The sequence below is a fragment of the Streptomyces sp. NPDC094143 genome, assembly GCF_040303825.1.
Lineage (GTDB): Bacteria > Actinomycetota > Actinomycetes > Streptomycetales > Streptomycetaceae > Streptomyces.
Map to the genome: position 1 here is coordinate 200068 of NZ_JBEOTZ010000001.1, position 18373 is coordinate 218440.

Here is an 18373-nt window from a genome sequence, read left to right on the forward strand (position 1 = left end):
TAGTTGCTCAAGTGCCGGGGCGTGTCAAGGGTTTTGCCTGTGACATTCGAGGGCGAAGACCGGGATTTTTCCGTCGTGAAACACACAGGCCGCTCATACTTCCGCGAGGTCTCAACTCGGATAAGACCCGCGGCCAACCTTGTGTTCGATCTTGATCCGCTGGCGGGAAGTGGACTATACCTGTCGGGCGATTCACACGATCCGCACGTCACCACCCGCACTTTCCTGCACGACCCAGCGTGACCCGATCGCGGTGCCGGCAAGGATCCGGTTCACCGCCTGAGTCCTGGAGAAGGCGAGGACTTGAGCATGGGATCCACTTCCGCCGAGCACCACGGCACCGAGGGTGTCGGCCGCCGTGACCTGATCAAACGATCCGCCGCGCTCGGGCTGATCTCCGTCCCCACCATGAGTTTCCTCTCCGCCTGCGCGAGCAGCGGCGGCGACGACAGCGGGGACAAGGCCAAGGCCGGCAAGAAGACCGCGAAGAACCCGCTCGCCGTCAACGACACGGCCGGCCTGGAATTCGTCCTGTTCGACGGCGGTTTCGGCAAGGAGTACGCCGAGGACGCCGTGAAGATCTACGAGAAGAACTTCCCCGAGGCGTCGGTGAAGTTCTCCGCCACCCAGAAGATCCAGTCCACGCTCCAGCCCCGCTTCAACCAGGGCACCCCGCCGGACCTCATCGACAACTCCGGCGCCGAACAGATGGACATGGGCGTCCTGGTGGGCAAGAACCAGCTCACCGACCTCACCCCGCTGCTGGACGCGCCCTCCTACGACGACCCGGCCAAGAAGGTCCGCGACACGCTGCGCCCCGGCATCGTGGAGATGGGCCAGTTCGACGGCGAGAAGGTCTGGATCCTGTACTACGCCTACACGGTGTACGGCGTCTGGTACTCGCAGAAGGCCCTGGACTCGCTCGACGAGCAGTACCCGGAGACCTGGGACCAGATGCTCGCGGTCTGCGCCAAGGCCAAGAAGAAGGGCATGGCGGGCTGGACGTACGCGGGCAAGTACCCGTACTACATCCCCTTCTCGCTCTACCCGATGATCGGCAAGGTCGGCGGCCGCGAGGTCCTCGACGCCATCGACAACCTGGAGCCCAACGCCTGGAAGCACCCGGCCGTCAAGGCCTGCTTCGAGGCCTACTACGAGCTCTACAAGAAGGGCTACGTCCTCAAGGGCACCCCGGGTCTGGACCACATCCAGTCGCAGACCGCGTGGGCCGAGGGCAAGGCGCTGTTCATCCCGAACGGCTCCTGGGTGGAGAACGAGTCGGCGAACGTCATCCCGGAGGACTTCGACCTGGCCGTCTCCGCGCCCACCGGCCTGGACTCCTCCGACAAGCTGCCCTTCGGCACGATCTGGGCCTCCGGCGGCGAGCCCTTCATCGTCCCGGCGAAGGCGAAGAACGCCCCCGGCGGCATGGAGCAGCTGCGCATCATGCTCAGCGAGGCCTCCTCGAAGAACTTCACCAGCAAGGTGAAGTCGCTGACCGCCTACAACGGCGGCACCGACGGCATCGCCCTCACCCCGGGCCTCAAGTCGGGCGTCGCGGCGCTGGAGAAGGCCGGCGAGAACGTGGTGAACCCCCGTCTGCAGGACTGGTACGTGCAGTTGCAGAAGGAGAAGATCGGCGTCTCCGGTCTGGGCGAGATGATGGCCGGCCGCCTCACTCCCGCCGAGGCCATCAACAAGATCCAGGGCTTCGCCGACGAGGCCGCCAAGGACGACTCCATCAAGCACTACAAGCACCAGTAACGGCACCGGAAACCCAATTTCCGCAACGGCACCGGAGTGGCGATGCAGCACGGCAAGTACCGGTTCATCGTGGGCTTCCTCGCGCTGCCCCTGGGACTGTACGCGCTCTTCGTGGTCTGGCCGTTCATCCAGTCCATCTATTACTCGTTCACGGACTGGACCGGCCTGAGTCCCGAATTCAAGATGGTCGGTTTCGACAACTACAGCCGGATGCTGGACGACGACATCTTCTGGAAGTCGTTGCAGCACAGCCTGTTGTTCGCCCTCCTGCTGCCGGTGGTGACGATCGGGCTCGCGCTGTTCTTCGCCTTCATGATCAACGTGGGCGGCAGAAAGAGAAAGAACGGCCCGGTCGTCACCGGTGTCCGCGGCTCCTCCTTCTACAAGATCGTCTACTTCTTCCCGCAGGTCCTCTCGATCGCCATCGTCGCGCTGCTGTTCGCGTTCGCGTACAACCCGGACAGCGGCGCGATCAACTCGCTCCTGCGCGGCATCGGCCTCGGCGACCTCCAGCCCCTCTGGCTGGGCGACCCCGATCTGGCCCTCTGGGCGGTGATGGCGGTCCTCGTCTGGTCCACGGTCGGCTTCTTCGTGGTCCTCTTCTCCGCCGGCATGGCCTCCATCCCGGCGGACATGTACGAGGCGGCCCTGCTGGACGGCGCGAACCGCTTCACCACGTTCTTCCGGATCACCCTGCCCCTCCTGTGGGACACGGTGCAGTCCGGCTGGGTCTACATGGGCATCCTGGCCCTGGGCGCCGAGTCGTTCGCGGTCGTGCAGATCATGACGACCGGGCCGGGCGGTCCCGACTACTCGACCACCGTCATGGTCCTGTACGTGTACCAGAAGGCGTTCCGGGACGGGCAGGCCGCCTACGCCACCACCATCGGTGTCGCCCTGCTCGTCGTCACGCTGGCCTTCGCCGCCGTGGTGATGCGGCTGGGCCGCCGCGAGCGGCTGGAGTACTGATGAAGACCACCGAAACCCCCGCTCCGCTCCCGGCCGGGTCCGGCGCCGTCCTCACCAAGGAGGACCTGCCGCCGGCCGCACCGCCCAAGGCGAAGAAAGAGGGCACGGTCCTCAACGTCTTCTCCCACGGCGTCCTGGTCATCTGGGCGGTCATGGTGGTCATGCCGCTGCTCTGGGCGGTCATGACGTCGTTCAAGGACGACCGCTCCATCTTCAGCTCGCCCTGGTCGCTCCCGGACTCGCTGCACTTCGACAACTGGTCGAGGGCGTGGACCGAGGCCAACATGAGCGACTACTTCCTCAACACGGTCCTCGTGGTCGGCGGGTCGCTCATCGGCACGCTCGTCCTTGGCTCCATGGCGGCCTACGTCCTGGCCCGCTTCGACTTCCCGGGCAACCGCTTCATCTACTACCTGTTCATCGGCGGCATGAGCTTCCCGATCATGCTGGCCCTGGTCCCGCTGTTCTACGTCGTGAACAACATGGGCCTGCTGAACACCATCCACGGCCTGATCCTGGTCTACATCGCCTACTCGCTGCCGTTCACGGTGTTCTTCCTCACGGCGTTCTTCCGCACGCTGCCGACGTCCATCGCCGAGGCGGCCTTCGTCGACGGCGCCTCCCACAGCCGCACGTTCTTCCAGGTCATGCTGCCCATGGCCAAGCCGGGCCTGATCAGCGTGGGCATCTTCAACTTCCTGGGCCAGTGGAACCAGTACATGCTCCCGACGGTCCTCAACACGGACCCCGACAAGCGGGTCCTCACCCAGGGCCTGGTGCAGCTGGCGGTGAGCCAGGGGTACAAGGGCGACTGGTCGGGCCTGTTCGCGGGCCTGGTCATGGCGATGCTGCCGGTCCTCGCCGCGTACATCATCTTCCAGCGGCAGGTGGTGCAGGGGCTGACGGCGGGGGCGCTGAAGTAGCCCGGGCCTGACCGGCACCGCCGGGTTGGTGCGCAGTCCGGCGCGACGAGGCGCCGCTGCGCCCACCCGCGCCGCCCTGGGGGCACCTCCCAGGCCCTCAAGGCACTGGGGGAGGCACGACTGCCCGCAGCTGAGCGGGCGACGACCCGCACCCCCCGGCGCGGCCCCGACCCACCACCCGGCGTCAGGCGAAGACCCCGCACTCCCACCCACTCTCCGGCGAAGACCCCGCACCCCCGCCCACCCCCCGCCGACAGTAAGCGCGAACTACCGCGTAGCACTCCGCAACCACCCGCATACCGCCCGGAATCAGTTCAACCTCTTGACGGGAGGCAACCCGAACGGCTCAGCTTAGAGTTCACTAGTTGGACATAGACGGGGCCTCATCGATGCGGCCCCGTGCGCAGGAGGTCGTCGTGGAGACTCCGGGGTCGCAGTCGTCGCTGCACCGAGCCAACCTGGAGCGGGTCGTACGAGCCGTGCGCCTGGCGGGCTCCCTCACCCAGGCCGAGATCGCGCGGACGACGGGCCTGTCCGCGGCGACGGTCTCCAACATCGTCCGGGAGTTGAAGGACGGCGGCACGGTCGAGGTCACGCCGACCTCCGCCGGTGGCCGCCGCGCCCGCAGCGTGTCGCTCAGCGGCGACGCCGGCATCGTCATCGGCGTCGACTTCGGCCACACCCACCTCCGCGTCGCCATCGGCAACCTCGCCCACCAGGTCCTGGCCGAGGAGTCCGAGCCCCTCGACGTCGACGCCTCGTCGACCCAGGGCTTCGACCGCGCGGAACAGCTGGTCACCCGCCTGATCGAGGCCACCGGCGTCGACCGCTCCAAGATCGCCGGCGTCGGCCTCGGCGTGCCCGGCCCCATCGACGTGGAGTCCGGCACGCTCGGCTCCACCGCCATCCTCCCGGGCTGGACCGGCACCAAACCCGCCGAGGAGCTGCGCGACCGCCTCGGCGTCCCCGTCCACGTGGACAACGACGCCAACCTCGGCGCCCTCGGCGAGATGGTCTGGGGCAGCGGCCGGGGCGTACGCGACCTGGCGTACATCAAGGTCGCCAGCGGTGTCGGCGCCGGCCTGGTGATCAGCGGGAAGATCTACCGGGGCCCTGGCGGCACCGCCGGAGAAATCGGACATATTACACTCGATGAATCCGGCCCGGTCTGCCGCTGCGGCAACCGCGGCTGCCTGGAGACCTTCACGGCCGCGCGCTACGTGCTCCCGCTGCTCCAGTCCAGCCACGGGACCGATCTGACCATGGAAGGCGTCGTGCGGCTCGCCCGGGACGGAGATCCGGGCTGCCGTCGGGTGATCGCCGACGTCGGCCGCCACATCGGCAGTGGAGTGGCCAATCTCTGCAACCTGCTGAACCCGAGCCGGGTGGTCCTCGGCGGTGATCTCGCCGAGGCCGGAGAGCTGGTGCTCGGGCCCATCCGGGAGTCTGTCGGCCGCTATGCCATCCCCAGTGCGGCGCGCCAGCTGTCCGTTCTCCCGGGGGCTCTCGGCGGCCGTGCGGAGGTGCTCGGAGCGCTCGCTCTCGCACTCAGCGAGATGGGCGATTCGACCCTTTTGGACGGGACGGCCGCAGGTCCCCTGAAGGCCGTCACCCCTGCCTTCACTTAGAGAACGGATGGCACCGTTGCCATCTCGTTAAGGATTTACTTCTTGACGTCGCACGTGTGGCCGAGTTGACTTCCAGCCACCTCGGCCGCAATGTCGCGGCCTCGTCAGGGAGGTTTCTGAAGTGAACACGCGTATGCGTCGCGCCGCCGTTGCTGTGGCCGCAGGTGTGATGGCTGTTTCGCTTGCTGCCTGTGGCAGCGCCAAGGAGTCCGGCGACAACGCCGACTCCACCGCGGGGTCCGCCAAGAAGGGCGACGACATCAAGGTCGGTCTGCTCCTTCCCGAGAACGCGACCGCCCGTTACGAGAAGTTCGACCGGCCGCTCATCGAGAAGAAGGTCAAGGAACTCACCAACGGCAAGGGCGAGGTCGTCTACGCCAACGCCAAGCAGGACGCCAGCACGCAGAACCAGCAGGTCGACACGATGGTGACCAACAAGGTCGACGTGCTGATCGTGGACGCTGTGGACTCCAAGGCCATCGCCGGTTCGGTGAAGAAGGCCAAGGACGCCGGCATCCCCGTCGTCGCCTACGACCGCCTGGCCGAGGGCCCGATCGACGCCTACACCTCGTTCGACAACGAGACCGTCGGCAAGACCCAGGGCGAGGCCCTGCTGAAGGCCCTGGGCGACAAGGCCAAGGACGGCCAGATCGTCATGATGAACGGGTCCTCCACCGACCCGAACGCCGCCCAGTTCAAGAAGGGCGCGCACTCCGTGCTCGACGGCAAGGTGAAGATCGGCCGCGAGTACGACACCAAGGAGTGGAAGCCGGAGAACGCCAACGCCAACATGGAGGGCGCCATCTCCGCCCTCGGCAAGGACAAGATCGTCGGCGTCTACTCCGCCAACGACGGCATGGCGGGCGGCATCATCACCGCCCTGAAGGCCGCCGGCATCGCCGACATCCCCGTCACCGGCCAGGACGCCGAGCTCTCCGGCGTGCAGCGCATCGTCACCGGTGAGCAGTACATGAGCGTCTACAAGCCCTACCCGCAGGAGGCGGACGTCGCGGCCGAGATGGCCGTCGCCCTCGCCCAGGGCAAGTCGCTCGACTCGATCGCCAAGGACAAGGTCGACAGCCCGACCACCAAGGCCATCCCGTCCGTCCTGGTCCCGGTCGTCTCGCTGACCAAGGACAACATCAAGGACACCGTCATCAAGGACGGCATCTACACCGTGAACGAGATCTGCGCGGGCAAGTACAAGTCCGCCTGCGACAAGATCGGCCTCAACTAAGCAGCCGCCAGGTCCGATGAAGACACCAGGGAGTCCGTCCGGACTCCCGGAACTCCCACGGACCGGCTGCCCCGAGTTCCTCCGGCGCCCCGCCACACCAGCCCCGCAAGCTCCGCGGGGCGCCGGAGTGATCACTCCTCCCACACTTCTGCACAACCTCCCGCCGGGTCAGGCGGCGAAGGAGATGGTTCACGTGTCCGCTACGCCCGTGCTGGCGTTGCGCGGGGTCTCAAAGCGGTTCGGTGCCGTACAGGCGCTCACCGACGTAGAGCTTGAGGTCCACGCCGGTGAGGTGGTCGCCCTGGTGGGCGACAACGGCGCCGGAAAGTCCACGCTGGTCAAGACGATCGCCGGCGTGCACCCCATCGATGAGGGCGTCATCGAATGGGACGGCAGGTCCGTCCAGATCAACAAGCCGCACGACGCCCAGAACCTGGGCATCGCGACCGTCTACCAGGACCTCGCGCTGTGCGACAACATCGACGTCGTCGGCAACCTCTACCTGGGCCGGGAGCTGCGCAAGCGCGGCATCCTGGACGAGGTGGAGATGGAGCGCCGCTCCCGCGAGCTCCTCGACACGCTGTCGATCCGCATCCCCAGCGTGCGCATCCCGATCGCCTCGCTCTCCGGTGGTCAGCGCCAGACCGTGGCCATCGCCCGGTCCATGCTCGGAGAGCCCAAGCTGGTCATCCTCGACGAGCCCACCGCCGCGCTCGGCGTCGAGCAGACCGCCCAGGTCCTCGACCTGGTCGAGCGGCTGCGCGAACGCGGTCACGCCGTGATCCTGATCAGCCACAACATGGCCGACGTCAAGGCCGTGGCGGACAAGGTCGCCGTGCTGCGCCTCGGGCGCAACAACGGCGTCTTCGAGGTCAAGTCGACCTCGCAGGAAGAGATCATCTCCGCCATCACCGGCGCCACCGACAACGCCGTGACCCGCCGTGCGGCGCGCACGAACGGGGAGGTTTCCAAGTGAGCATCGACAAGACCTCCGCGGCTCCGGGATCCGAAGAGCACGTCGTGGAGAACCCCGAGGCGGCCAAGGCCGCCGTCACGGTCGTCGACCCGCGGCTGCTGGTGCGCGAGCAGGGCCTCGCGGGCTACGTCACCGAGTTCAAGCGGAAGATGAAGTCCGGTGACCTGGGTTCCATCCCGGTCGTCATCGGCCTGGCCATCATCTGGCTCATCTTCACGAGCCTGAACTCCAACTTCCTCACCGCGGGCAACCTGTCCGACATGTCCGTCGCCATGGTCGGCACGGGCATGATCGCCGTCGGCATCGTGTTCGTGCTGCTGCTCGGCGAGATCGACCTGTCGGTCGGCTCGGTGTCCGGTGTCGCCGGTGCGACCTTCGCGGTGCTGAACGTCACCAACGGCATGAACGAGTGGCTCGCCTTCGTGCTGGCCATCCTCACCGGCACGGTCGCCGGCGTGCTGCACGGCTTCTTCTTCGCGAAGATCGGCGTCCCCGCCTTCGCCGTCACCCTGGCCGGTCTGCTGTTCTGGAACGGCTTCATGCTCCAGACCCTGGGCGACAACGGCACGATCAACCTCGACCCGGACGGGGTCGTGGCCCAGCTGACGAGCTACTACTTCTCCGACGTGGCCGCCGCGTACGCGCTGGCCGCGGTGGTGACCGCCGGGTACTTCCTCAGCTCCTTCTACGGCAACCGCCGCCGCGAGGCCGCGGGTGTGCCGTCCCGGCCGCTGAGCGAGACGATCGTGCGCACGGTGCTGCTGGCGGTCCTCGCCTTCGCCGTCGCCATCGTCTTCAACCAGTACAAGGGCCTGCCGCTCGCCGTGGTGATCTTCATCGTGGTGCTGCTGGTCACGGACTTCGTGCTGCGGCGCACGGCGTACGGCCGCAAGGTGTTCGCGCTCGGCGGCAGCGTCGAGGCCTCGCGCCGGGCCGGCATCAACGTGGAGATGGTCCGGATCTCGGTCTTCGCGATCTCCGGCACCTTCGCCGCGGTGGGCGGCCTGTTCATCGCCTCGAAGATCGCGGCGGCCAACCAGGGCGCCGGCGGCGGTGACCTGCTGATGAACGCGATCGCCGCGGCGGTGATCGGTGGCACGTCCCTCTTCGGCGGCCGCGGCCGCACGTGGAACGCGCTGCTCGGTGTGCTGGTGATCGTCTCGATCCAGTACGGCCTCGCCCTGGAGGGCATCGCCTCCCCGGTGCAGTACATGATCACCGGTGGTGTGCTCCTCGCCACGGTCGTCATCGACGCGGTGACGCGCAAGACGCAGAAGACCGCGGGTCGCGCGTAGCGCCGAAGACCCTCACTGTGCCCGGCACCGACAGGTGCCGGGCACAGTCGTGTCGTAGGCGGGGCCCAAGTTGGGTACAGCCGAATGCGTGACGGATGACGCACGGCCTCGGCGCGGTCCCCTGGGGCGGAACATTAGACTCGACACGCCCGGCAACAGCTCGATCAGCTCTACTGCAAGGAGGCACGGGTGCCGCTGCTGACCCGTATCAGGGGACCGCGCGATCTGGACCGGCTCAGCCTGGAGGAGCTGAACCAGCTGGCGGAGGAGATCCGGACCTTCCTTGTCGAAGCGGTCTCCAAGACCGGCGGTCACCTCGGCCCCAACCTCGGCGTGGTGGAGCTCACCATCGCCCTGCACCGGGTCTTCGAATCGCCCAGGGACAAGGTGCTGTGGGACACCGGACACCAGTCCTACGTCCACAAACTGCTCACCGGCCGCCAGGACTTCTCCCGGCTGAAGATGAAGGGCGGCCTGTCCGGCTACCCCTCGCAGGCCGAGTCCGAGCACGACGTCATCGAGAACTCGCACGCCTCGACCGTCCTCGGCTGGGCCGACGGCCTCGCCAAGGCCAACCAGCTGATGAAGCGCGACGACCACGTCGTCGCCGTCATCGGCGACGGCGCCCTGACCGGCGGCATGGCCTGGGAGGCGCTGAACAACATCGCCGACGCCAAGGACCGCCCGCTCGTCATCGTCGTCAACGACAACGAGCGCTCCTACGCGCCGACCATCGGCGGCCTCGCCAACCACCTGGCGACCCTGCGCACCACCGACGGCTACGAGCGCTTCCTCGCCCGCACCAAGGAGGTCCTGGAGCGCACCCCGGTCGTCGGCCGGCCGCTCTACGACACCCTGCACGGCGCCAAGAAGGGCCTGAAGGACTTCATCGCCCCGCAGGGCATGTTCGAGGACCTGGGCCTGAAGTACGTCGGCCCGATCGACGGCCACGACATCGAGGCCCTGGAGTCCGCCCTGGCCCGCGCCAAGCGGTTCGGCGGGCCCGTCATCGTGCACTGCCTCACCGAGAAGGGCCGCGGCTACCAGCCCGCCCTCCAGGACGAGGCGGACCGCTTCCACGCCGTCGGCAAGATCCACCCCGACACGGGCCTGCCGATCGCCAGCTCCGGCGCCGACTGGACCTCCGTCTTCGGCGAGGAGATGGTGAAGCTCGGCGAGGAGCGCGAGGACATCGTCGCCATCACCGCCGCCATGCTCCAGCCGGTGGGCCTGGACAGGTTCGCCAAGCGCTTCCCGGAGCGGGTCTACGACGTCGGCATCGCCGAACAGCACGGCGCCGTCTCCGCCGCGGGCCTGGCCACGGGCGGCGTGCACCCGGTGTTCGCCGTCTACGCCACCTTCCTCAACCGCGCCTTCGACCAGGTGCTGATGGACGTGGCGCTGCACAAGTGCGGTGTCACCTTCGTCCTGGACCGGGCCGGGGTCACCGGCACCGACGGCGCCTCCCACAACGGCATGTGGGACATGTCGATCCTCCAGGTGGTGCCCGGGCTGCGGCTGGCCGCGCCGCGCGACGCCGACCAGGTCCGCGCCCAGCTGCGCGAAGCCGTCGCCGTCGAGGACGCGCCGACCGTGGTCCGCTTCTCCAAGGGTGCCGTCGGCCCCGCCGTACCGGCCGTGCGCCGGGTCGGCGGGATGGACGTGCTGCGCGAGCCCGGCACCGACCGGCCCGACGTGCTGCTGGTCTCCGTCGGCGCCCTCGCGCCGATGTGCCTGGAGGTCGCCGGACTGCTCGACAAGCAGGGCATCTCCACGACCGTCGTCGACCCGCGCTGGGTCAAACCCGTCGACGAGGCCATGGCCCCGCTCGCCGAGCGGCACCGCGTGGTCGTCACCGTCGAGGACAACAGCCGGGTCGGCGGCGTCGGCTCGGCCATCGCGCAGGCGCTGCGCGACGCGGGAGTCGACGTCCCCCTGCGCGACTTCGGCATCCCGCCGCGCTTCCTCGATCACGCCTCGCGCGCCGAGGTGCTCGCCGAGATCGGCCTCACCGCGCCGGACATCGCCCGGCAGGTGACCGGCCTGGTCGCCAAGCTGGACGGGCGCTACGAGCGGGCCACGGTCGACTCCGTGGAGCCCGCGCGCGACTGACGCCCACCCGGTACCGCCGAATGGGCCGGTTTCACCCCCGACAAGGGTGGTGAAACCGGCCCATTGGCGTGATTCCGTCGCTGTCGGGGCATGCGGATGGTGCCCCCTCTCGATCATGTCGAGGACGACAAGCGTGGGAGGTACCCCGTGAGCAGCACCCTCTTCCGGACGAAGAAGGTCGAGCAGTCCATCCTCGATACCGAGGAGCCAGAGCACGCGCTCAAGAAGTCCTTGTCCGCGCTGGATCTGACCGTCTTCGGTGTCGGTGTGATCATCGGCACCGGCATCTTCGTCCTCACCGGCACCGTCGCCAAGAACAACGCCGGGCCCGCGGTGGCCCTGGCGTTCGCGGCGGCCGGTGTCGCCTGTGCGCTGGCCGCGCTCTGCTACGCCGAGTTCGCCTCCACGGTCCCGGTCGCCGGGTCCGCCTACACGTTCTCGTACGCCTCCCTCGGGGAACTGCCAGCCTGGATCATCGGCTGGGACCTGGTCCTGGAGTTCGCGCTCGGGACGGCGGTGGTGGCCGTCGGCTGGTCGGGGTACATCCAGTCGCTCATGGACAACGCCGGCTGGCAGATGCCGGCGGCCCTGGGCAGCCGGGAGGGCGCCGACGGCTTCGGCTTCGACATCCTCGCCGCCGTGCTCGTGCTGGTCCTCACGGTCATCCTCGTCCTCGGCATGAAGCTGTCGGCGCGCATCACCTCGCTCGTCGTCGCCATCAAGGTCACGGTCGTGCTCGTGGTGATCATCGCGGGCGCGTTCCTCATCAAGGGTGAGAACTACGACCCGTTCATCCCGAAGGAGAAGCCGGTGGAGGCCGGGGCGAGTCTCGACTCGCCGCTGATCCAGCTGATGTTCGGCTGGGCGCCGTCCAACTTCGGCGTGATGGGCATCTTCACCGCCGCCTCGGTCGTGTTCTTCGCCTTCATCGGCTTCGACGTGGTGGCCACGGCCGCCGAGGAGACGCGCAACCCGCAGCGCGACATGCCGCGCGGCATCCTCGGCTCCCTGCTGATCTGCACCACGCTGTACGTGCTCGTCTCGATCGTGGTCACCGGCATGCAGAACTACACCCGGCTGTCCGTGGACGCGCCGCTGGCCGACGCGTTCAAGGCCACGGGACACCCGTGGTACGCGGGCTTCATCAGCTTCGGGGCCGCGGTCGGTCTGACGACGGTGTGCATGATCCTGCTGCTCGGGCAGACCCGGGTGTTCTTCGCCATGAGCCGTGACGGGCTGCTGCCGCGGTTCTTCTCGCGCGTGCACCCCCGGTTCAAGACGCCGCACCGGCCGACCATCCTGCTCGGTGTGATCATCGCGATCCTGGCCGGGTTCACGCCGCTGACGGAACTGGCCGCCCTGGTGAACATCGGCACGCTGTTCGCCTTCGTGGTCGTCGCGATCGGCGTGATCATCCTGCGCCGGACCCGCCCCGACCTGCCCCGGGCGTTCCGCACCCCGTGGGTCCCGGTCATCCCGATCCTGTCGGTGTGCGCCTCCCTGTGGCTGATGATCAACCTGCCCGCCGAGACATGGGTCCGGTTCGGCATCTGGATGGCGGCCGGCTTCCTGGTGTACTTCCTCTACGGCCGCACCCACAGCCGCCTACGCGCCGGAGCGGCCGAGGAGCAGCCGACCGCGGGCGGCGGCACGACGCCCTAGCCGCCACGGAACCCGGGCCGCCGAGGGCGCCCGGGCGCCAGGGCCGCCGACGCCACACCGGGGGCGACGGACGCCCGCACGGCCCTCCGGCGGCTGCTGCCGGCCCGCGACGACCGCACGGCCCGGGCCGCCCCGCCCGGGCCGGTTCCGGACTACGAGGGGCGCGCGGGGTGAGGTCCTTAGCTGCTGCCGGGCTGCGACCGGCGCACCGCACGAGTCCCTGGGATGCGGCGGAGACGCGGCGCGCCGCCCGGGTTGGTCGCGGGCCGTGAGGGGCGCGCCGGGTGAGATCCCCGGGCTGCTGCCGGGCCGCGAGGGGCGCCCCATGCGAGGCCCGCGGGGCTGCTGCCGGGTTGCCAGGGGCGTACCACGCGAGGTCCCTGGGTTGCTGCCGGTCCGCGGCGGATGCGCGGCACCGGCCCTCGGGCCGGTCCGGGCGATTGGCGCGCGCCGCGCGAGGTCGCCCCGTGCTGCTGCCGGGCCGAGGGGGAGCGCACTGCGCGTCCTGGAGCCGTGCCGGGTCGCTATGGGCGCGCTGCGCGAGGCGACCTGGGTTGCTGCGGGTTCGTGGCGGATGCGCGGCACGGGCTCCCGGGCTGGTCCCGGGCGACGGGCGTCCCGCGCGAGGTCCCCGGGCTGCTCCCGGTTCGCGGCGGATGCGCGGCACCGGCCCTCGGGCCGGTCCGGGCGATTGGCGCGCGCCGCGCGAGGTCGCTCCCGTGCTGCTGCCGGGCCGAGGGGGAGGGCACCGCGCGGCCCGGAGCCGTGCCGGGCCGCTATGGGCGCGCTGCGCGAGGCGACCTGGGTTGCTGCCGGTTCGCGGCGGATGTGCGGCACGGGCTCCCGGGCTGGTCCCGGGCGACGGGCGTCCCGCGCGAGGTCCCCGGGCTGCTCCCGGTTCGCGGCGGATGCGCGGCACCGGCCCTCGGGCCGGTCCGGGCGATTGGCGCGCGCCGCGCGAGGTCGCTCCCGTGCTGCTACCGGGCCGAGGGGGAGGGCACCGCGCGGCCCGGAGCCGTGCCGGGTCGCTATGGGCGCACCGTGCGCGGCCCGGTCACCTTCGCGCCCAGGGTGCCGACCCGCCCGCGCAGCTCGCGGTCGGCCGTGACCACCAGGACGGAGCGGTCGCCGGCCGACGCCACCACCTCGACGATGTGGTCGTCCCCGCTGCCCGGCGCCGACGACACCCGGACCCCGGGTACCGACTCCACCCCCCTGGCCGCCCCCTCCACGACGAGGACGATCTCCACCGGCCCGGGCACCCCCGGCACCCCGTCCGCCGCCAGCCGGTCCCGCAGCCGCTCCGCGGCCCCCCGCCGGTCCCGCCACCACCCGTCCGGCACCGATCCGACGACATTCGCGGCGTCCACCACGACGAGGAGAGGCTCAGCGGCGTTCATGCGGCCAGGGTCGCACGACGGGCGCCGCGGCACGCGGGGGTGGGCCACGGCGGGCCGCCGAGCCCGCATAAAGTGAACTGGTGAACGGCGACTGGCTCCTGCGCGGCCGTGACGGCCGCCTCACCGTCTACCTGCCCTCCGGCGAAGCCGTCCTGTGCCGGGCGGAACGCGGCCCCGGCGGCCCCTGGGAGGACACCCCGCGCACCGTCGGCGGCACCCAGAAGCTGCACCCGGGCGCGGCGGTCGGGCAGGGCGCCGACCGCTACGCCCACCTGGCGGCCTGGCGGCCCACCGTGCCGGGGGAGTCGGGGCTCGTGCACACCACGCACTTCCGGCCCCTGCTGGCCCCCCTGGACTGGGTGCCGATCGGGCACCCCGACAAGAAGGGCGACCGGACCGGGCCGCCGGCCGTGGCCGTCGACGGCCCGGGGCGCGGCTACGTCTTCGTCCGCAACGCGGGCGGCGGGGTGAGCCTGCGCAACCAGAAGGTGAAGGGCGGCTGGGGCGGCTGGCTGGACCTCGGGGGGCAGGACGTAGAGCAGCAGCTGGCCCCCGTGGCGGGGGAGTCGGGGCTGATCGAGCTGTACGCCTGCGCGCCCGGCGCGATCCTGCACTGGCGGCAGGAGGGCGACGGGAAGAAGCCGGCGCGGGCCGGTGAGGTGGAGGCCGCCGTCCGTCCCGGGACCCTGCGCGCGCTCGCCACGTCGGCCGAGCACACCACCGTCTTCTTCACGGACCTGTCCGGTGACCTGTGCGCCTGGCGGCCCGGTGAGAAACCGGTGCCCCTCCTGACGGCCGCCGGACCCGGGCCGGTCTCCGCGGTGCGCTGTGTCATCGAGGGGCACGACTGCACCGTGCTCGCGCAGCGCTCGTCGAGCGGCCGGGTCGCCTTCGCCGCGTACCCGACCGAGCAGGAGTCGGCGGGGGCCTGGTGGACGGAGTCCGGCCCGCAACTGCCGTCCGACGCCCTGGTCGCGCTGGCGCTGGACGAGCACGAGGAGGTCGTCGCGGCCTCGCTCTCGCCGTCCAGCGGGACCCTGCTCCTGACCCGCCGCAAGGACGAGCCGGGGCTCGCGCTGGAGGCCTGGCGGGAGATCTGACGCCCTGCCGGAAACGGGGGGGGAGCCCTTCATTCCGAGGCTCCTGACGCACCAGACACACGAAGTGTGGCGAGGGTTGTACAGATGCCCGCGTGACAAGGCGCACCCTGGATGAACATGGTCAAAAAGTGAAGATCTTGTTAGCCTCCTTTGACTTGTTCGATTTGCTCGGGGGGCCGGTTGCTGCTGCGTCTGGCCGACGCCGTGGCAACGGGGTTGGGGAATGATGTCGTGAGCAGATCCTCCACGGTGGATCTTGTCGTTGTCGGACTCGGTTACGTGGGACTGCCGCTGGCCAGATCCGCCGCCGCAGTGGGTCTGAAGGTGGTCGGACTCGACCGCAGCCGGCGGGTGGTCGACGGACTGAACGCCGGCCGTTCGCACGTCGACGACATCACCGACGCCGAAGTGCGCACCATGCTGGATCAGGGCTTCCGCGCCGTCGACGAGGCCGGGGTCATCGCCGACGCCGCCGCGGTGGTCGTGTGCGTGCCGACCCCGCTCACCGACCACGGCGCCCCGGACCTCGGCGCGGTGCACGCCGCCGTCGACGACATCGCCGCCCACCTGAGGGCCGGCACGCTCGTCGTGCTGGAGTCGACGACGTACCCGGGCACCACCGACGAGGTCGTCCGCCCGCGCCTGGAGGCCGGCGGACTGCGGGTCGGCGTCGACTTCCACCTCGCCTTCTCCCCGGAGCGCATCGACCCGGGCAACGCCTCCTTCGGCCTGGAGAACACCCCCAAGGTCGTCGGCGGCATCACGGCCGACTGCACCAAGGCCGCCCGTGCCCTCTACGAGCGGTTCGTGCAGCGCGTCGTCGAGGCCAAGGGCACCCGCGAGGCCGAGATGGCCAAGCTGCTGGAGAACACCTACCGGCACGTCAACATCGCGCTCGTCAACGAGATGTCGATGTTCTGCCGGGAGATCGGCGTCGACCTGTGGGACGCCATCCGGTGCGCCTCGACGAAGCCGTTCGGGTTCGCGCCCTTCTACCCCGGCCCCGGCGTCGGCGGGCACTGCATCCCGATCGACCCCAACTACCTTTCGTACAAGGTGCGTTCGCTGGGCATCCCGTTCCGGTTCGTGGAGCTGGCGCAGGAGATCAACCAGCGCATGCCCGTGCACGTCGTCAACCGTGCGGCGGACCTGCTGAACGACCAGGGCAAGGCCGTGCGCGGCTCCCGGGTGCTGCTGCTCGGCGTGACGTACAAGCCGGACATCTCCGACCAGCGGGAGAGCCCCGCGCTTGCCGTCGCCGAGAACCTCCTGGCGCGCGGTGCCGAGCTCGTCTACTTCGACCCGCGGGTCGAGGACTGGCGCGTCGACGGTGCGCCCGTCGAGCGGGCCGGGGACTACCTCGCCGCCGCCGAGGCCGCCGACCTCACCATCCTGCTCCAGCCGCACCGCGAGATCGACCTGGACGCGCTCGCCGACCGCGCCCGGGCGCTGTTCGACACCCGGGGCAAGTCCGCCGACCATCCGCGGGTGGTCAAGCTGTGACTGCCGACGATACGTACATACCGGGAGCCGTCGACTCCGGTGGCCGTCGGGCCCACCGCAAGCGGCGGCACCTGAAGGTCTCGTACTTCGTCTTCCTGGGCCTGGCCGCGCTGATCGCCACCCGGCTCGACGCCGGCTCGCTCCACCTGTACTCGATGGGCGCCATGGGCCTGCTGGCCCTGAAGATGATCGGCGCCCTGTTCTACCGTCCGGCCAAGGCCGGGCGGGAGGAGCTGGAGTACCTGGAGAACGCCTGGGTCACCGCGGTCATCCCGATCTACAACGAGGACCCGGTGATGTTCGAGCAGGGCATGCGCAGCCTCCTCGCGCAGAGCCGCCTGCCGAACGAGATCCACATCATCGACGACGCCAGCGCCAACGACTCCGGCATCCGTGCGGCCAGGAAGCTGCGCCGCGAGTTCGAGGCCAAGGGCGTCAAGTACACCGTCAGTGTCCAGCCCGAGAACAAGGGCAAGCGCGAGGCGCTGGCGCTGGGCTTCGAGGCCGCGCCGTACTCCGACATCTTCCTGTGCGTCGACTCGGACACGGTGCTGTCCCGGGACACCGTGCGCGAACTGCTGCTGCCGCTGGCCGACGAGAAGATCATGGCCTCCACCGGCATGGTGCTGGCGCTCAACCACGACAGCAACATCTTCACGCGCCTGCAGGACCTGCGCTACGGCAACTCGTTCCTCTTCGAGCGGGCCGCCTACTCCCGGCTGAAGTCGGTGCTGTGCTGCTGCGGCGCGCTGTCCGCCTACCGCGGCACGCTGGTGCGCAAGTACCTGCCGGACTTCCTCAACCAGCAGTTCCTGGGCAAGCCGGCCGTCTTCGGCGACGACCGCCGCATGACCAACTACTGCCTGATGGAAGGCCAGGTCGTCTTCCAGGAGACGGCCGTCGGCTACACCGCCGTCCCCGAGAAGCTGCCGCACTTCCTGCGCCAGCAGGTCCGCTGGAACAAGTCCTTCTTCCGCGAGTCCCTGTGGGCGTTCCGCCACCAGAAGAAGTACCGCCCGGCTTTCTGGCTGACCTGCATGGAGCTCGCGCTCTGGCTGGTCTTCGGCTCGGCGATGTTCTACTCGATGGTCATCCTGCCCATCATCAAGCCCCAGCAGTTCCTGAACCACATCGGGGACTACCTGATCTTCATGGTGCTCATGGGGTACCTGCGCAACGTCCGCTACCTCGACTTCCCGCGCCGCGGCATGGGCTTCGTCAAGCGCTTCGGCATGTTCCTGCTCGCGCCGATCTACGGCGTGATCCAGCTGACGCTGCTCACCCCGCTGCGCTTCTACGCCCTGTTCACCCTGCACAAGGGCAGCTGGGGCACCCGTCAGGGCGGCGTGGAGGTGTCCGTGGCCGGGGACCACGAGCACGACGTGACGGAGATCTTCGAGGAAGAGGACCCGTACTCCGACAAGAAGGTCACCGAGACGCTCCAGCTGATGCGCCTGGAGGGCGTGGCCCTGCGCACCCGGCCGCGCCCGGCGGGCGGCATCCCCTCCCAGCCGCAGCCGATCCCCGGCTATGACGAGGAGCAGCACGCGGCCGTCCCGCAGCAGCGGGTGTCCTGGGGAGCCCCGGCACCGGCCGGCCAGCAGCAGTGGCAGGGCGGCGGCTACGGTCAGCCCGACCCGTACCAGCAGCAGTACCCGGGCCATGGCCACGACCCGCAGCAGGGCGGCTACCCCTACCAGGACCCCTCCTGGCAGCAAGGCCAAGGCCAGGGTCAGGGCCAGGGGCACGGCCAGGGCTATGGGCAGGGCGGCGGCTGGTAGGACCGCGGAAGAACGGAGAGAGG

13 protein-coding genes are annotated in these 18373 nt (G+C 69.6%); 12 read left to right on the forward strand and 1 reads right to left on the reverse strand.

What is annotated here, in order from left to right; translation table 11 throughout:
- The first annotated feature begins 309 nt into the window (after positions 1-309).
- The 9 genes from ngcE (at position 310) to ABTZ58_RS00945 (ending at position 12566) form a co-directional block, all read left to right on the forward strand.
- Positions 310-1764, forward strand: coding sequence for an N-acetylglucosamine/diacetylchitobiose ABC transporter substrate-binding protein (gene ngcE, locus ABTZ58_RS00905; RefSeq protein ID WP_351348825.1), 1455 nt, complete (start codon positions 310-312; stop codon positions 1762-1764).
- A 42-nt stretch (positions 1765-1806) separates the two neighbouring features.
- Complete coding sequence (locus ABTZ58_RS00910) at positions 1807-2733, forward strand: carbohydrate ABC transporter permease (protein WP_351348828.1); 927 nt, start codon at positions 1807-1809, stop codon at positions 2731-2733.
- Positions 2733-3656 carry a carbohydrate ABC transporter permease gene (locus ABTZ58_RS00915; protein WP_351348830.1) on the forward strand — a complete coding sequence of 308 codons (924 nt, stop codon included), beginning with the start codon at positions 2733-2735 and terminating at the stop codon, positions 3654-3656. Before ABTZ58_RS00910 ends, ABTZ58_RS00915 begins: the two co-directional genes overlap by 1 nt.
- A 416-nt stretch (positions 3657-4072) precedes the next feature.
- Positions 4073-5284, forward strand: coding sequence for an ROK family transcriptional regulator (locus tag ABTZ58_RS00920; RefSeq protein WP_351348833.1), 1212 nt, complete (start codon positions 4073-4075; stop codon positions 5282-5284).
- 133 nt (positions 5285-5417) lie between these two features.
- Positions 5418-6521: an ABC transporter substrate-binding protein gene (locus ABTZ58_RS00925; RefSeq protein WP_351349581.1), complete on the forward strand. Its 1104-nt coding sequence runs from the start codon at positions 5418-5420 to the stop codon at positions 6519-6521.
- Positions 6522-6705: 184 nt separating this feature from the next.
- Positions 6706-7497: an ATP-binding cassette domain-containing protein gene (locus ABTZ58_RS00930; RefSeq protein WP_298568213.1), complete on the forward strand. Its 792-nt coding sequence runs from the start codon at positions 6706-6708 to the stop codon at positions 7495-7497.
- The gene (locus tag ABTZ58_RS00935) at positions 7494-8792 is read left to right on the forward strand and encodes a sugar ABC transporter permease (RefSeq protein WP_351348836.1); all 1299 of its coding nucleotides are present in this window, start codon (positions 7494-7496) and stop codon (positions 8790-8792) included. The genes ABTZ58_RS00930 and ABTZ58_RS00935 overlap by 4 nt, the downstream gene beginning before the upstream one ends.
- A gap of 189 nt (positions 8793-8981) precedes the next feature.
- On the forward strand, positions 8982-10904 hold the full coding sequence (dxs, locus tag ABTZ58_RS00940; RefSeq protein ID WP_351348839.1) for a 1-deoxy-D-xylulose-5-phosphate synthase: 1923 nt from the start codon (positions 8982-8984) through the stop codon (positions 10902-10904).
- Between the two features lie 147 nt (positions 10905-11051).
- Complete coding sequence (locus ABTZ58_RS00945) at positions 11052-12566, forward strand: amino acid permease (protein WP_351348842.1); 1515 nt, start codon at positions 11052-11054, stop codon at positions 12564-12566.
- 1028 nt (positions 12567-13594) lie between these two features.
- On the opposite strand, the gene ABTZ58_RS00950 is transcribed toward ABTZ58_RS00945, so the two are convergent.
- Positions 13595-13966, reverse strand: coding sequence for a PIN domain-containing protein (locus ABTZ58_RS00950; RefSeq protein WP_351348845.1), 372 nt, complete (start codon positions 13964-13966; stop codon positions 13595-13597).
- An 80-nt stretch (positions 13967-14046) separates the two neighbouring features.
- Here ABTZ58_RS00950 and ABTZ58_RS00955 point away from each other — a divergent pair, with 80 nt between their 5' ends.
- The 3 genes from ABTZ58_RS00955 (at position 14047) to ABTZ58_RS00965 (ending at position 18350) form a co-directional block, all read left to right on the forward strand.
- A complete protein-coding gene (locus ABTZ58_RS00955) occupies positions 14047-15066 on the forward strand; it encodes a hypothetical protein (protein WP_351348848.1) in 1020 nt (339 codons plus the stop codon).
- Positions 15067-15297: 231 nt separating this feature from the next.
- The gene (locus ABTZ58_RS00960; protein ID WP_351348850.1) at positions 15298-16569 is read left to right on the forward strand and encodes a nucleotide sugar dehydrogenase; all 1272 of its coding nucleotides are present in this window, start codon (positions 15298-15300) and stop codon (positions 16567-16569) included.
- Positions 16566-18350, forward strand: a complete 1785-nt coding sequence (locus ABTZ58_RS00965) for a glycosyltransferase (protein WP_351348853.1) — start codon at positions 16566-16568, stop codon at positions 18348-18350. The genes ABTZ58_RS00960 and ABTZ58_RS00965 overlap by 4 nt, the downstream gene beginning before the upstream one ends.
- The last annotated feature ends 23 nt before the right edge of the window (positions 18351-18373 follow it).